Consider the following 13,993-nt stretch of genomic DNA (forward strand, 5'->3'; position numbering starts at 1 on the left):
TTGTTGTATCGCCTTTTCGCTTTGCGTCTTGCAATAGCATCTAAAGGAGCCGTCACATGGGTAAACTGCGTTACGCCTTGTGGCTTATATTGTTTGCACTTCCTGAGCTTGCATTGGCAAATAGCCAATACAATATGCGTAAAGGGGTGACCGATATAAGTAATAATGTTTATGAGTTACACATGACGATATTTATTATCTGCTGTGTAATCGGCATCATCGTATTTGCGGTGATGTTTTGGGCTTTAATACACCACCGTAAATCCAAAGGGGCCAAGCCTGCCCAATTTCATGAAAGTACAAAAGTTGAAATACTTTGGACTGCCATTCCATTTGTCATCTTAATCGCCATGGCTGTGCCTGCCACAAAAACATTAATTGCCATGGAAGATGCCTCTAAAGCCGATATCACCATTAAAGTGACTGGCTCACAATGGAAGTGGCATTACGAGTACATGGGTGAAGACATTGCTTATTACTCGATTCTATCTACTCCTAAAGATCAAATAGACAACCAAGCAGAGAAAACAGAGCATTATTTGCTTGAAGTAGATAAACCGCTAGTACTTCCTATCAATAAAAAAGTTCGCTTTTTAATGACCTCAGACGATGTAATTCATTCGTGGTGGGTGCCTGATTTTGCGGTTAAAAAGGATGCAAATCCTGGGTTTATCAATGAAGCGTGGACACGTATTAACGAGCCAGGAGTATACCGTGGTCAATGTGCTGAGTTATGCGGTAAAGATCATGGCTTTATGCCTGTTGTGGTGAAAGCCTTACCTGAAGATGAATTTGCTAATTGGCTTGCAGATGCCAAGCAAGAAAAAGCCAATGCGGCCGCAGCAGATGCTGCTTTGCTTGATCAAACATTACCTAAAGAAGAGCTTATGGTCTTAGGTGAGCAAGTGTATATGGCAAGCTGTGCTGCATGCCACCAACCTACTGGTATGGGCTTACCGGGCGTTTTTCCAGCGCTTAAAGGCAGCCCGATTGTATTAGGTGATGTAAAAGATCACATAGATATCGTGTTACACGGTAAGCCTGGCACAGCAATGCAAGCGTTTGATAAACAGCTTTCAATTAAGCAACTTGCTGCGGTTATTACTTATAAGCGAAACGCGTGGGGTAATGATACCGGCGATGTTATCCAACCGAGTCAAATTCAAGCCGCGATTGATGCAGCAGCGGAGGCGAACTAATGAGTAATGTTATTAACGAGCAAGCAACAGGGCATGCGCATCACGACCATCATCATCCAGCTAAAGGTTTTAAGCGCTGGCTATACACTACCAACCATAAAGACATTGGTAGTTTATACCTGATTTTTTCTCTAACTATGTTTTTAATTGGTGGAGCGATGGCAATGGTGATCCGCGCTGAATTGTTTCAGCCTGGATTACAGTTAGTCGACCCGCACTTTTTCAACCAAATGACTACCGTACATGGTTTGATCATGGTGTTTGGTGCTGTTATGCCTGCATTTACTGGGCTTGCAAACTGGATGGTACCTATGATGATAGGCGCGCCTGATATGGCCTTACCACGTATGAATAACTGGAGCTTTTGGATTTTGCCATTTGCATTTTTAATCCTATTGGCTTCGTTACTCATGCCTGGTGGTGGTCCTGCGTTTGGTTGGACTTTCTACGCACCTCTATCAACAACTTACAGCAACGATAACACTGCACTTTTTGTGTTTGCCGTACATATCATGGGTATCAGCTCAATTATGGGGGCGATTAACGTTATCGTGACTATCGTCAACTTAAGAGCGCCGGGTATGACGTGGATGAAGCTGCCGCTATTTGTATGGACATGGTTAATCACTGCATTTTTGTTAATTGCTGTTATGCCAGTTCTAGCAGGGGCGGTCACTATGGTGTTGACCGATAAATACTTTGCAACCAGCTTTTTTGATGCAGCTGGTGGGGGCGATCCTGTAATGTTCCAGCACATTTTCTGGTTCTTCGGTCACCCCGAAGTGTACATCATGATTTTGCCGGCCTTTGGCATTATATCGACTATCGTACCGACCTTCTCGCGCAAAAAGCTATTTGGCTATGCCTCTATGGTGTATGCAACTTCATCGATTGCGCTGCTAAGTTTTATCGTTTGGGCACATCATATGTTTACCACAGGGATGCCTGTAGCAGGCGAGTTGTTCTTCATGTACGCCACCATGCTTATCTCGGTACCAACGGGCGTTAAAGTGTTTAACTGGGTGGCCACCATGTGGCGCGGTTCGATTAGCTTCGAAATTCCGATGATGTTCGCCATCGCCTTTATTGTGTTATTCACCTTAGGTGGTTTCTCTGGCTTGATGCTTGCGATTACACCAGCAGATTTTCAGTATCACGATACCTATTTTGTGGTGGCTCACTTCCATTATGTGCTTGTGACAGGGGCTGTGTTCTCAATTATGGCGGGGGCCTATTACTGGCTACCGAAATGGACTGGCAACATGTACAACGAAACGCTGGCGAAATGGCATTTTTGGTTATCGCTAATCAGTGTCAACGTGTTGTTCTTCCCTATGCACTTTGTTGGCCTTGCTGGTATGCCACGTCGTATTCCTGATTATGCTCTGCAATTCGCTGACTTTAACGCCATTATCAGTATTGGTGGTTTTGCATTTGGCTTATCGCAACTGTTGTTTGTGTTGGTGGTATTTAAATGTGCCAGAGGTGGCGAAAAGGCGCCAGCCAAAGTATGGGATGGAGCTGAAGGTTTAGAGTGGGAAGTCGATTCTCCAGCGCCTTATCACACCTTTGAAACACCGCCGGAGATTAAGTAATGAACCATGCACCTTTGCTAAAAAAACTGCTGATTACATGCTTGCTCATGTTCGCATTTGCTTTTGCAATGGTGCCGCTTTACGACGTGTTTTGCGACGTTACAGGGTTGAATGGTAAGCCATCATTAGAAAAAGCGAGCGCGAGTGAATCAATAAATACACAGCGCCAAGTTGATGTCAGCTTTACCACTCACGCCCAAAGCGGCGCGCCATTTAAGGTGCAGTCTGAGCAATACAGCGTGGCGGTACAACCTGGTGCCATGCGTGAAGTTAAATTCTCTGCAAAGAACACCAGTAATGAAGACAAAGTCATGCAAGCAATTCCATCAGTATCACCGGGTAAAGCGGCAAAGTATTTACATAAAATCGCCTGTTTTTGCTTTGATCAGCAGCCAATGAAAGCCGGTGAAGAAATGGAATTTACCTTGTTGTTTTATGTTGATACTGAGTTACCCGACGATGTTGAGGAACTGACGTTGTCGTATACCGTGTTTGATATTAGCGGGCATGTTGTGGCTAAAAACGAATAAAAGCCGCCAAGCTAATTGCTAATTGGGAGCAAACAAAATGAATCAAAATTATGAAAAATACTATGTTCCAGCCGAGAGTCCTTGGCCCATAGTTGGCGCCATCGCGATGTTTTTAATTGCTGTCGGTGCTGGTTTAACTGTGATGCAAGTAAGTGGTGAGGGCAGTAGTGGCCAGTATGTCTTGTATCTAGGCATTGCCATATTAATTTATATGGTTTTTAGCTGGTTTAGAAACGTTATTGAAGAGTCTCATAAAGGGCTTTACTCAGCACAAATGGACCGCTCATTCAGACAAGGTATGAGCTGGTTCATATTCTCTGAGGTTATGTTCTTTATGGCGTTTTTTGGCGCTCTTTTTTACGCTCGAATGATTTCAGTGCCTTGGCTTGGTGGCGCTGGTAATAACGCTATGACCAATGAAGTGCTCTGGCCAACTTTTGAAGCCGTATGGCCGCTATTAACTACGCCAGCGGGCGAGACCACTCAGGCTATGGGCTGGCAAGGTCTACCTCTGATCAACACGCTTATTCTGCTTACCTCATCGGTCACAATTCACTTTGCTCATGTTGCTATTGAAAACAATAAGCGCGGCGCTCTAAAGGTATTTTTATCTTTAACTGTGCTATTAGGTGTGATTTTCCTTGGCTTACAAGTTTACGAGTATATGCATGCATACCAAGATTTAGGTTTGACTTTAGATGCGGGCGTTTATGGGAATACATTTTTCTTGTTAACGGGCTTTCACGGTATGCACGTGACACTTGGCACCATTATTTTATTTGTGGTGCTACTAAGAATTTTTAAAGGCCACTTCACGAGTGAAAAGCACTTTGCCTTTCAAGCGGCTGCTTGGTATTGGCACTTTGTTGATGTGGTGTGGTTGTGTTTATTTGTGTTTGTGTACGTGCTGTAGCTTTGTGAAGCGGCGACGGGTTGGTGTGAATATAGCCTAATTTCATTGCGGCAATGATGAGCACCAGCACAATACCTGAAAACAGCACTCGACGACCTAAGTAATGCGACATCGGTTTCGAGTGCTCTTTTGCTGACATCATCACAAACAACGCTCTAAATAGGTTGAACAGAATATAAAGTAATAACAAAACAATAATGATTTTAATCATATTAGGTATTCCAAATGCAGTTAATTTTATGGCGTAAACAAAAGCTTAGCTCAATTATCGCAATTTGCGTTGTGATACTTGCAGTGCTTATTTGTTTACGACTAAGCGTTTGGCAATACCAGCGAGGCGAGCAAAAACAGCAGCAACTAAGCCAGTTAGCCGTTTCGAAAGAGCAAGGAGTTTTGAGCTGGCAAGAGCTACAAAATTTACCTAGAGAGCTGAATAAAACGGGCTTGCAAGTCAAGGTCTCAGGCGAGGTAAATGAACAACAGTACTGGCTTCTTGATAATCAAATTTATCAGGGGCAAGTGGGTTATGACTTACTGGTAGCGATGACAATTGCAGGTGAAACCGCGCCTTTAATCGTTAACTTTGGTTGGCTAAAAGCTCCAACAAACCGTAGCCAGTTGCCAACCGTTGTGTGGCCAGAATCAACAAGCTTTACGGCTACTGTGCAATTGAAACAAGGCAACTTACAAGGCTTCACACTTGCCGATGAGATTGGTGCAGAGCAAGGCTGGCCTAAGCGTATTCAAGGCATCGATTTAGCAATTTTTAGTGCTCAATTAGCAAAGCCCTTACAAGACTTTATTGGTTATCGCAATGAAGCAGATGGTATTGCAACCCCGCATTACCAGAGTGTCGTGATGGGGCCAGATAAACATTACGCCTATGCCGTGCAGTGGTTATTAATCGGCTTAGCGTGTGTAGTTATTGCTTATTTTGCGATGAGAAGGAGAGGTTATGAAAATAAACCCGCTTAGTTTATTCGTTTTATGCTGTTTTGTGCCGCTGGCACTTGCTTATGCAGCATTAAAGCTTGAGTGGTTACCGAGTGGTTCGAGTAATCATGGTGAGCTTTTAAGCGAAGAAGTTAAATTAGCTGATTGGCAACAAGGCGATCCCAAACAATGGACAATTGCGCTTAATTATCCAAAAGAGTGCAGTGAAGTTTGTGCAAACCAATTAGCCAGTCTAGATAACCTATATGTCGCTTTAGGTAAAAATCAGCAAAAAGTGGATGTGGCGGTACTGACAAATCAACAGCAGGTATCGGCAAATTGGCGTCAACTAGCAGTAAGTCCTGCGCTCAAAGCGGGAGACTTATATTTGGTTGATCACATGGGCTTAGTGGTTTTGCATTACCCCTACACGGCTGAGCCAGAACAAAACAGACTTATTCAAAAAGGCTTACTTAAAGACTTAAAGAAACTACTTAACTATGCGCGTTCAAGTTAAACCTCATTAAGGGGATAAAGATGTATAAAAATTATAAATATTTAGTCTTAATTACGGTTTTCTTCTCTATCTTAGTTGTTGGGCTTGGTGCTTATACACGGCTGAGTGATGCTGGACTTGGCTGCCCTGACTGGCCTGGGTGCTATGGATTTTTAACCGTGCCAAAACATGAAACCGCTCTGTTACATGTTGAACAAAACTACCCTGATATGATGTTTGAAGCAGCAAAAGCTTGGAAAGAAATGATCCATCGCTATTTTGCCGGTGCCCTTGGTCTATTAATTTTAGCTTTGTTTGTTTTTGCATTTTTAAAGCGCCAATATCCAAATACGCCGGTTAAATTGCCATTAGCACTATTATTGCTGGTGATCTTCCAAGCCGTATTGGGCATGTGGACTGTCACTATGAATCTACAGCCTTTGATTGTTATGGGGCATTTGCTCGGCGGCTTTAGCATTTTGTCGTTGCTGTTTTTATTGTATCTACGTTTAAAAACCGAACCTGTAGTTAGCAGTGATAGCGGCGCAAAGCCATATTACCGGTTAGCGCTGGTGGGCTTGGTGGTGCTAATACTGCAAATTGCATTGGGTGGCTGGCTTGCAGCTAATTACGCCGCTCCGCATTGTAATGGCTTACCGCTGTGTAGTTACGGACAACCGTTTTCTTTGAAGAGCGTTTTTCAATTGCCGCTCGAGCATAGTACCTATGAATATGGTGTGTTATCTCAGCAAGCGCGTATGTCTATTCACTTACTGCATCGTATTTGGGCGCTGGTTACTTGTGTGGTGTTAGCGCTGATCATGTGGCGCATATATTCACGCTGTTACTCTCGAAAAATTAAGCACTGCACAGTCACTGTATTAGTCGCTTTGTTGTGCCAAATCTGTTTAGGCCTAGCTGTTGTGCACTGGCACTTCCCATTAAGTGTTGCGCTTGCGCACAACCTAATGGCCGCATTGTTACTGCTTAGCATGGTAAGACTATGCTTCCACTTAAAAATAAGAACCTAGGAGGCTGTGATGGCATTATTACTAAGCTCAGAAAAATCACTATTTATTCAAAGCTCAGAGTTACTTAAAGATTACTTAGCTATCAGTAAGTTTAAAGTAGTTGCTATGCTTGTACTAACTGCTTGGGTTGGTTTGGCATTGGCTCCCGATGTTGGGCGAGGGATATTTGTGCAGCTTGCAAGTTTGCTAGGCATTGGCTTGCTGTCGGCTGCTGCTGCCGTGATCAATCATGTTGTTGATAGTGAAATCGACAGTAAAATGGCACGTACACGTCATCGTCCTGTGGCAAAAGGTCGGCTCAGTAAACAACATGCTTTGAGCTTTGCTGCGACTATTGGTGTGCTAGGTTTTGTTATGCTTATGGTATGGGCGAATACACTCACAGCCATTCTTACTTTGTTTGCGCTTGTCGGCTATGCCTTTATTTACACCTCATTTTTAAAGCGTGCTACACCGCAAAATATTGTTATTGGTGGTTTGGCTGGTGCTATGCCACCCCTGTTAGGGTGGGTGTCTGAAACAGGCCATATGGCTGCGGCTCCTTGGCTGTTAGTGATGATTATATTTACTTGGACCCCACCACATTTTTGGGCATTAGCGATTGCACGTAAAAGCGATTATGAGCGGGCAAAAATTCCTATGTTGCCTGTTACTCACGGTATCGAATTTTGTAAAACTTGCGTTGTTGGCTACAGCATTTTGCTTGCTTTGGTATGTGTGTTGCCTTATTTAATTGGCATGTCAGGGCTAATTTACTTACTAGGAGCAAGCGCTTTAAACGCGATATTCATTTATAAAGCGTTAAAACTAAAAATTGCCCCAAAAGATGATACAGCAATGGACTTATTTCGTTTTTCAATCGTGCATTTAATGCTACTCTTTATCGCCTTATTCATTGATAAATGGTTAGTTTTATGACGCGAATCGTCGCTTTTTTATGTTTCAGTGCGGTATTGTTTGTAACCGGTTGTGGTAAAAACAACACCGCTCCTGAAGTCGAAGCACTGGTTTATGAGCAAGCAAAGCCGATTAGTCCGTTTTTATTAACCGATCAACATGGTGCACCCGCTGATAACAGTCAGTTTATGGGGCATTGGAATTTGGTCTTTTTAGGCTACACCAGTTGCCCTGATATATGTCCAATGACATTGGCGAAACTAACGGCAGTACAAAAGCAGTTAAGCCAAAATTACAAAGTGCAGGTATGGTTTGTTGCTGTTGACCCAAAGCGTGATACAACCGAAAAACGCAAAGCCTACATTGATTATTTTAATCCTGATTTTCTTGCAGTATCGGGCCCACACAAACAGCTTTTTCCATTTGTCAGAGAGCTTGGCTTAATTTACGCAATTAATGATAGTGATGAGCAAGAATATGCCGTTGATCATAGCGCGTCAGTAGTGATGGTTGATGGCGATGGCTCGGTACGTGCGATTTTTAAGCCTGAATTTAAACAAGGCAGCGTGCCATTAATAAATGCCACAACTTTGACTGAAGAGTTCAAAAAAATAGCAGATTATTACGCAAAGTAAATTTTCTTGGTTAAGGGAGTCATTTTCAGCAAAAGAAAAGCTTCCTTTTTTGATATAAATGTCTAAGCTACTAAAAAATTTTACTATTTTTTGATTCAAATTATGGCATTTTTATTTAGTCAGTCTAAGCTTTTGTTATGAATTGTTTAAAGCAGGGAAGGTATAAGTAATGTTAAAGCTCCCTACAGAATTAGCTATTAGTCAGGTCGAAACACTCCATCAAGATTTGCTACAAGAGTTGTCAGCAAATGATGATATCTGTCTGGATATCAGTGAAGTGAACCGTGCTGACACAGCATCAATTCAGCTTTTATGTGCATTACAGAAGCATTTGCTTTCGGTGCAACACAAAATTATTTGGGTTGGCGAGAGTAAGCCGTTGCAACAGGCAATTAATAGTTTGGGCTTAAGCCATTATCTTGTGCTTGAGAATGCCAATTAAGAGGTTTTTATGAAAAGAATTTTAGCAGTAGACGATTCTGCATCTATGCGCCAAATGGTTGGTTTTACGCTTAAAAAAGCTGGCTTTGATGTTACAGAAGCGAAAGACGGCAGCGAAGCTTTAAATATCGCAAAACAACAAGGCTTTGATGCTGTTATTTCTGATGTGAATATGCCGGTAATGGATGGTATTACCCTTATTCGTGAGTTACGTAGCTTACCTAATTACAAGTTCACACCTTTACTGATGCTGACCACAGAGTCGGGTCTTGATAAAAAGTCTGAAGGTAAAGCTGCTGGTGCAACTGGTTGGATTGTTAAGCCATTTAATCCTGAGCAATTGTTAGCGGTATTGAAAAAAGTGATTCGCTAATAATAGGAGCGGGGCATGAGTATAGATCTAAGCCAATTTTTTGAAGTATTCTTCGAAGAAAGCTTTGAAGGACTCGACGCTATGGAGGCTGAGTTATTAAACTTAGTGCCTGGCGAAGAAGACTTAGAGACGATAAATACAATTTTTCGCGCTGCGCATTCAATAAAAGGAGGCAGCGGTACCTTTGGTTTTAGTGCTGTTGCAGACTTTACTCATGTTCTTGAAACTCTGTTAGATCAAATTCGTGAAGGTTCACGGGATCTTACTGCTGAGCATGTAAATTTACTTTTAAAATCAGTTGACTGTTTACGGGCTTTACTCAGAACTCTACAAGCTGAGCAGCAGCCAGACTTAACTGAAGCTGATGAATTGCGTATTAAGTTTGAAGAAATTCTTGGTATGCGTGCTGCAAGTAAAGAGACTGAGCAAGCGCAAGAAGCTGTTAGCGAAAGCAGCTTTAATACCTATCAAATCGATTTCAAACCACATCATCATTTATTTAAAACCGGTAATGAACCACTGTATATGATCAGTGAGTTGGCTGAGCTAGGTGAGCTTGAAACACAATCCTTTCAAGATGATGTGCCTGATATTACTAACCTTGCCCCTGAAGACTGTTTCTTATCGTGGCGCTTTTTTTTAACCACAGACAAAGAGCAAAGCTGCATCGAAGAAATTTTCGAATGGGTTGAAGATGACGCTGATATCACCATCACCCTATGTGGTGGTTTGTTTGGTGATGAAGAGATTACAGCAGCTGAAACCGTTGCTGAAGAAACTGCGCCAGCACAAGAGGCTGAGCCTGCAGAAGTTAAACCAACTACTGATTCTAAAAAGCCAGCGCCAGTTAAAGCAACCACGGCCAATGCAGAATCAACCTCAATTAGGGTTGGTATCGATAAAGTCGATTCATTGATTAATATGGTCGGTGAATTAGTTATTACCCAAGCGATGTTAAGTCAATTGGGAGAGCAAGAAATCACAGAAACAACAATAGCCTCGCTACAAGAGGGCTTGGCTCAGCTGGCACATAATACTCGTGACTTACAGGAAAATGTCATGCGTATTCGCATGTTGCCAATAAGCTTTGTGTTTAGTCGCTTTCCTCGCTTAGTGCGCGATATCTCGCAAAAGCTTGATAAACAAGTCGAGCTTAAATTACTGGGTGAACAAACTGAACTAGATAAAACGGTAATGGAGAAGCTTTCTGATCCTATGGTGCATCTAGTGAGAAACTCCTTAGATCATGGCTTAGAAACCGTTGATAAACGTGTCGCTGCAGGCAAAAACCCTGTAGGCACAGTAACGCTCAATGCGTTTCATCAAGGTGGCAATATCGTTATCGAAATTATGGACGATGGCCAAGGTCTTAATACCAGTAAAATTCGTGAAAAGGCGATTAAAAACGGCCTAATTTCAGAAACTGATGAGTTGTCTGATAACGAAATCAATGAGCTTATTTTCTTACCAGGGTTTTCTACAGCCGATCAAGTCAGCGACTTATCGGGTCGTGGCGTGGGTATGGATGTAGTTAGGCGAAATATTGAAGCGCTTAGCGGCTCTGTTGAGGTGGCGTCTGCACCAGGCGTGGGGTCGACATTTACAATTCGCTTACCGCTAACATTGGCTATCTTAGATGGGCAGTTAGTCCGGATTGCTGAGCACACTTACATCATCCCACTGATTTCGATTATTGAGTCATTGCAAATCGACATTAGTAAAGTGAGTCGGGTAGGCAAAGACTTAGATGTGCTGCGCTTACGTGACGAATATATTCCAATCTTAAGGCTTTACAACATTTTCAATCATCAAGGGGCGATTGAAACGCTTGATAAAACCTTGTTGGTTGTGGTTGAGAGTGACAACCAAAAAGTAGGTTTATTGGTTGATGACTTACTATCGCAACAGCAAGTGGTAATCAAAAGCTTAGAGGCCAATTATCAAAAAGTTGATGGTGTCTCAGGGGCGACAATTTTGGGTGATGGTCGTGTTTCTTTGATTGTTGATATTAGTGGTTTGATTAAATTATCTGGGCTTAGAAAGCCTGGGAGCCAAGAATTGATTATTGAATCAAAAGCGAATTTGGAGGCGTCATGATTGCACAGCACGACGACCTGCATAACAAGCTAAACCTTGAACAAGATCAAGATGTAAAACAGTTTTTAACCTTCTTCATGGCTGAAGAAGAGTATGGTGTTGATATTTTAACGGTGCAAGAAATTCGCAGTTGGGAAGAAATTACGGTGATCCCTAATTCACCTGATTTCGTCAAAGGGGTTATCAATCTGCGTGGCACCATAGTGCCAATTATTGATTTAAGGCTTCGTTTTGGTATTTCAGCCATCGAATACGGGCCGTTAACCGTTGTAATTGTTCTAAAAGTACAGCTTGAAAATACATGTAAAATTATGGGCATCGCCGTTGATGCCGTCTCGGATGTCTATAGCATTGCTGAGCATGAAGCGAAGGCAGTGCCACATTTGTCTGACTCAGACAACGCGCAATTTGTTGCGGGTTTAGTCAATGTGGGTGAGAAAATGGTCGCATTACTTGACCTACAAAAAACAATGGACATTTAACTGGGTAGATTAACAAGAAGGTGAAGGGTATGGGATGGTTTAGCAGTCCTAAAAATGTTGAGTCGGAAAATGATTTAGTTATTGCGGCACTTAAAAAGTCGCAAGCGATGATTGAGTTTCAACCGTCGGGGCAGATCATAACTGCCAATGCTAATTTCTTAAACACCATGGGTTACCGACTCGAAGAAATCCAAGGGCAACACCACTCTATGTTTGTTGCTGAACAAGAGTCGCAAAGCCCAGAGTACCAACAGTTTTGGCAGCGATTACGCAGCGGTGAGTTCTTCACTGATGAATTTAAGCGTGTCGGTAAAAATGGCAAACAAGTTTGGATCCAAGGTACCTATAACCCAATTATTGATAGTAATGGTAATGTCACTAAAGTTATCAAATTTGCGACTGACATCACACCGCAAAAAGAGCTTGAACGTCAGTCAAAACGTGATGCCGATTTATCAAATGCGCTGCGTGTTTGCCAAGCTAATGTGATGATTGCCGATAACGATTTAAAAATTATCTTTGTTAATGAGCAAGTAAAGCAAATGCTGCAAGCTCGCGAATCAACGTTACAAACTGTGCTGCCGAGCTTTTCAGTTGCTAACCTAATTGGAACCTGCGTTGATGATTTTCATAAACAACCGTCACACCAACGTGAGCTGCTAAAAACCTTATCTGAACCATACAAAACCACATTGCGTTTGGCGGGGCTTATTTTTAGCTTGATTGCGACTCCTTGGGTAAGCGCTTCGGGTAAGCGTTTAGGTACTATTGTTGAGTGGCAAGATATTACTGATAGTGTAAATAAAGCGGATGCTGAAAAGCGTGCAGCAGAAGAAAACTTGCGAGTACGCCGAGCACTTGATCGCGTGGCAACCAATACCATGATTGCAGATTCTGGTAACAACATTATTTACATGAACGAAGCCGTTCTGAACATGATGAAGGTTGCTGAAAGTGATTTACGTAAAGATTTACCTAACTTCAACAGTAATAATTTAATTGGTCAAAATATTGATGTATTCCATAAGAATCCAGCGCATCAACGTAATATGCTTGCTAAGTTAAGTGACACTTACAGCACTGAAATTCAAGTCGGCGGTCGTACTTTTGGTTTAGTCGCAAACCCTATTTTCACCCCAGACAATGAGCGTATTGGAACGGTTGTTGAGTGGGAAGATAGAACAGCTGAAGTCGCAATTGAAAAGGAAATTGCCGGCCTTGTTGCTGCAGCGGGTAAAGGTGATTTGCAAGCGCGTGTTGAAGAAGCGGGTAAACAAGGTTTCTTCTTACGTCTGGCACAGGGCTTAAATAGCCTAGTTAGTATTGTTGATGATGCAGTAAAAGACACTGGCAATATGCTTGATGCTATGGCGAACGGTGACTTATCAAAACGTATTGAGCAAGACTACCAAGGTTCATTCGATAAGTTAAAACGTGATGCAAATGCCACAGCTGATAAGCTTACTGAAGTGATTAATCGCATTAATACCTCAGCAACCTTGGTTGCTAGTGGTGCAGAAGAAATCTCGCAAGGTAATGCTGATTTAAGTCAACGTACTGAAGAGCAGGCTTCATCACTTGAAGAAACAGCGTCAAGCATGGAAGAGATGACCAGTACAGTTCGTCAAAATGCTGATAATGCTAAAGAAGTAAATGAACTTGCTGAAGAAACACGTACTAAAGCACAAAAAGGTGGCGAAGTTGTAAATCGCGCTGTAATCAGTATGTCAGCAATTAATGAATCAAGTAAGAAGATTGCAGACATCATCAGTGTCATTGATGAAATTGCTTTCCAAACAAATCTACTTGCGCTGAATGCCGCTGTCGAAGCAGCACGAGCAGGTGAACAAGGCCGAGGTTTCGCGGTTGTTGCTGGTGAGGTTCGTAACTTAGCGCAACGTTCAGCTGCTGCAGCAAAAGAAATCAAAGAATTGATCCGAGACAGTGTTGGAAAAGTTGAGGATGGTACATTACTGGTTAATGAATCGGGTTCAACATTACAAGAAATTGTTACGGCGGTGCAAAGAGTTACAGCAATGATTTCTGATATTGCTCAAGCTTCTGAAGAGCAAAGCTCTGGTATTGAACAAGTTAATAAAGCCATTGCTCAAATGGATGAAATGACTCAGCAAAATGCTGCTTTAGTTGAGCAAGCATCTGCCGCAGGTGAATCAATGGCTGAGCAAGCGAATGATATGAGCCGCTTATTAAACTTCTTCTCGTTATCAAATAACGAGATGGATATTACAAGCCGCGCAAGTTCAGCCCCTGCTCCTAAAACGCCAAGCTCACCTGTGCGTTCAGCGCCAAAAGGCAATAACTTTGTTGACCCTAGTGATGAGTGGGAAGAGTTTTAAAACTCTTCCCAACT

Annotated in this window: 15 protein-coding genes; 14 read left to right on the forward strand and 1 reads right to left on the reverse strand. The window is 42.4% G+C overall.

What is annotated here, in order from left to right; genetic code table 11:
• Positions 1 to 56: 56 nt before the first annotated feature.
• Genes coxB through AUR67_RS16850 form a run of 4 tightly spaced genes read left to right on the forward strand, consistent with a single transcriptional unit; the run spans position 57 to position 4,237 of the window.
• On the forward strand, positions 57 to 1,199 hold the full coding sequence (coxB, locus tag AUR67_RS16835) for a cytochrome c oxidase subunit II (protein ID WP_054562878.1): 1,143 nt from the start codon (positions 57 to 59) through the stop codon (positions 1,197 to 1,199).
• On the forward strand, positions 1,199 to 2,794 hold the full coding sequence (gene ctaD / locus AUR67_RS16840; protein WP_054554455.1) for a cytochrome c oxidase subunit I: 1,596 nt from the start codon (positions 1,199 to 1,201) through the stop codon (positions 2,792 to 2,794). The genes coxB and ctaD overlap by 1 nt, the downstream gene beginning before the upstream one ends.
• Entirely contained in the window at positions 2,794 to 3,324 is a 531-nt protein-coding gene (locus tag AUR67_RS16845) for a cytochrome c oxidase assembly protein (protein WP_058586134.1), read from the forward strand. Before ctaD ends, AUR67_RS16845 begins: the two co-directional genes overlap by 1 nt.
• 37 nt (positions 3,325 to 3,361) lie before the next feature.
• Positions 3,362 to 4,237, forward strand: coding sequence for a cytochrome c oxidase subunit 3 (locus AUR67_RS16850; protein WP_054562877.1), 876 nt, complete (start codon positions 3,362 to 3,364; stop codon positions 4,235 to 4,237).
• Here the strand turns inward: AUR67_RS16850 and AUR67_RS21515 are convergent.
• Positions 4,137 to 4,448 carry a DUF2909 domain-containing protein gene (locus AUR67_RS21515; protein ID WP_082665660.1) on the reverse strand — a complete coding sequence of 104 codons (312 nt, stop codon included), beginning with the start codon at positions 4,446 to 4,448 and terminating at the stop codon, positions 4,137 to 4,139. The two genes, AUR67_RS16850 and AUR67_RS21515, sit on opposite strands and share 101 nt — an antisense overlap.
• Positions 4,449 to 4,462: 14 nt before the next feature.
• Here AUR67_RS21515 and AUR67_RS16855 point away from each other — a divergent pair, with 14 nt between their 5' ends.
• The 10 genes from AUR67_RS16855 to AUR67_RS16900 all read left to right on the forward strand — a co-directional run bounded on the left by AUR67_RS16855 (position 4,463) and on the right by AUR67_RS16900 (position 13,979).
• Positions 4,463 to 5,212, forward strand: a complete 750-nt coding sequence (locus tag AUR67_RS16855) for an SURF1 family protein (RefSeq protein ID WP_058586135.1) — start codon at positions 4,463 to 4,465, stop codon at positions 5,210 to 5,212.
• Complete coding sequence (locus tag AUR67_RS16860) at positions 5,193 to 5,687, forward strand: hypothetical protein (RefSeq protein WP_054562875.1); 495 nt, start codon at positions 5,193 to 5,195, stop codon at positions 5,685 to 5,687. Before AUR67_RS16855 ends, AUR67_RS16860 begins: the two co-directional genes overlap by 20 nt.
• A 20-nt stretch (positions 5,688 to 5,707) precedes the next feature.
• Positions 5,708 to 6,697 carry a COX15/CtaA family protein gene (locus AUR67_RS16865; protein WP_058586136.1) on the forward strand — a complete coding sequence of 330 codons (990 nt, stop codon included), beginning with the start codon at positions 5,708 to 5,710 and terminating at the stop codon, positions 6,695 to 6,697.
• A gap of 9 nt (positions 6,698 to 6,706) precedes the next feature.
• The gene (gene cyoE, locus AUR67_RS16870) at positions 6,707 to 7,615 is read left to right on the forward strand and encodes a heme o synthase (RefSeq protein ID WP_058586137.1); all 909 of its coding nucleotides are present in this window, start codon (positions 6,707 to 6,709) and stop codon (positions 7,613 to 7,615) included.
• Positions 7,612 to 8,229: an SCO family protein gene (locus tag AUR67_RS16875; protein ID WP_058586138.1), complete on the forward strand. Its 618-nt coding sequence runs from the start codon at positions 7,612 to 7,614 to the stop codon at positions 8,227 to 8,229. The genes cyoE and AUR67_RS16875 overlap by 4 nt, the downstream gene beginning before the upstream one ends.
• Before the next feature lie 169 nt (positions 8,230 to 8,398).
• On the forward strand, positions 8,399 to 8,671 hold the full coding sequence (locus tag AUR67_RS16880) for an STAS domain-containing protein (protein WP_058586139.1): 273 nt from the start codon (positions 8,399 to 8,401) through the stop codon (positions 8,669 to 8,671).
• Positions 8,672 to 8,680: 9 nt separating this feature from the next.
• Positions 8,681 to 9,043 (forward strand): response regulator, encoded by a 363-nt coding sequence (locus AUR67_RS16885; protein WP_054562870.1) that lies wholly within the window; start codon positions 8,681 to 8,683, stop codon positions 9,041 to 9,043.
• 15 nt (positions 9,044 to 9,058) lie between these two features.
• A complete protein-coding gene (locus AUR67_RS16890) occupies positions 9,059 to 11,140 on the forward strand; it encodes a chemotaxis protein CheA (RefSeq protein WP_058586140.1) in 2,082 nt (693 codons plus the stop codon).
• Complete coding sequence (locus AUR67_RS16895; RefSeq protein WP_054562868.1) at positions 11,137 to 11,622, forward strand: chemotaxis protein CheW; 486 nt, start codon at positions 11,137 to 11,139, stop codon at positions 11,620 to 11,622. Before AUR67_RS16890 ends, AUR67_RS16895 begins: the two co-directional genes overlap by 4 nt.
• A gap of 29 nt (positions 11,623 to 11,651) precedes the next feature.
• Entirely contained in the window at positions 11,652 to 13,979 is a 2,328-nt protein-coding gene (locus AUR67_RS16900) for a methyl-accepting chemotaxis protein (protein ID WP_058586141.1), read from the forward strand.
• The last annotated feature ends 14 nt before the right edge of the window (positions 13,980 to 13,993 follow it).

The sequence above is a fragment of the Pseudoalteromonas sp. XI10 genome (assembly GCF_001469895.1).
In the GTDB taxonomy this organism is placed as follows: domain Bacteria; phylum Pseudomonadota; class Gammaproteobacteria; order Enterobacterales; family Alteromonadaceae; genus Pseudoalteromonas.

Bases quoted from the DNA above. Each gene is read 5' to 3' on its own strand.
- AUR67_RS21515 (WP_082665660.1), bottom strand. From the start codon at position 4,448: ATGATTAAAATCATTATTGTTTTGTTATTACTTTATATTCTGTTCAAC.
- AUR67_RS16880 (WP_058586139.1), top strand. From the start codon at position 8,399: ATGTTAAAGCTCCCTACAGAATTAGCTATTAGTCAGGTCGAAACACTC.
- AUR67_RS16875 (WP_058586138.1), top strand. From the start codon at position 7,612: ATGACGCGAATCGTCGCTTTTTTATGTTTCAGTGCGGTATTGTTTGTA.
- AUR67_RS16890 (WP_058586140.1), top strand. From the start codon at position 9,059: ATGAGTATAGATCTAAGCCAATTTTTTGAAGTATTCTTCGAAGAAAGC.
- cyoE (WP_058586137.1), top strand. From the start codon at position 6,707: ATGGCATTATTACTAAGCTCAGAAAAATCACTATTTATTCAAAGCTCA.
- AUR67_RS16855 (WP_058586135.1), top strand. From the start codon at position 4,463: ATGCAGTTAATTTTATGGCGTAAACAAAAGCTTAGCTCAATTATCGCA.
- AUR67_RS16900 (WP_058586141.1), top strand. From the start codon at position 11,652: ATGGGATGGTTTAGCAGTCCTAAAAATGTTGAGTCGGAAAATGATTTA.
- AUR67_RS16860 (WP_054562875.1), top strand. From the start codon at position 5,193: ATGAAAATAAACCCGCTTAGTTTATTCGTTTTATGCTGTTTTGTGCCG.
- AUR67_RS16885 (WP_054562870.1), top strand. From the start codon at position 8,681: ATGAAAAGAATTTTAGCAGTAGACGATTCTGCATCTATGCGCCAAATG.
- AUR67_RS16865 (WP_058586136.1), top strand. From the start codon at position 5,708: ATGTATAAAAATTATAAATATTTAGTCTTAATTACGGTTTTCTTCTCT.
- AUR67_RS16895 (WP_054562868.1), top strand. From the start codon at position 11,137: ATGATTGCACAGCACGACGACCTGCATAACAAGCTAAACCTTGAACAA.
- AUR67_RS16850 (WP_054562877.1), top strand. From the start codon at position 3,362: ATGAATCAAAATTATGAAAAATACTATGTTCCAGCCGAGAGTCCTTGG.
- AUR67_RS16845 (WP_058586134.1), top strand. From the start codon at position 2,794: ATGAACCATGCACCTTTGCTAAAAAAACTGCTGATTACATGCTTGCTC.
- coxB (WP_054562878.1), top strand. From the start codon at position 57: ATGGGTAAACTGCGTTACGCCTTGTGGCTTATATTGTTTGCACTTCCT.
- ctaD (WP_054554455.1), top strand. From the start codon at position 1,199: ATGAGTAATGTTATTAACGAGCAAGCAACAGGGCATGCGCATCACGAC.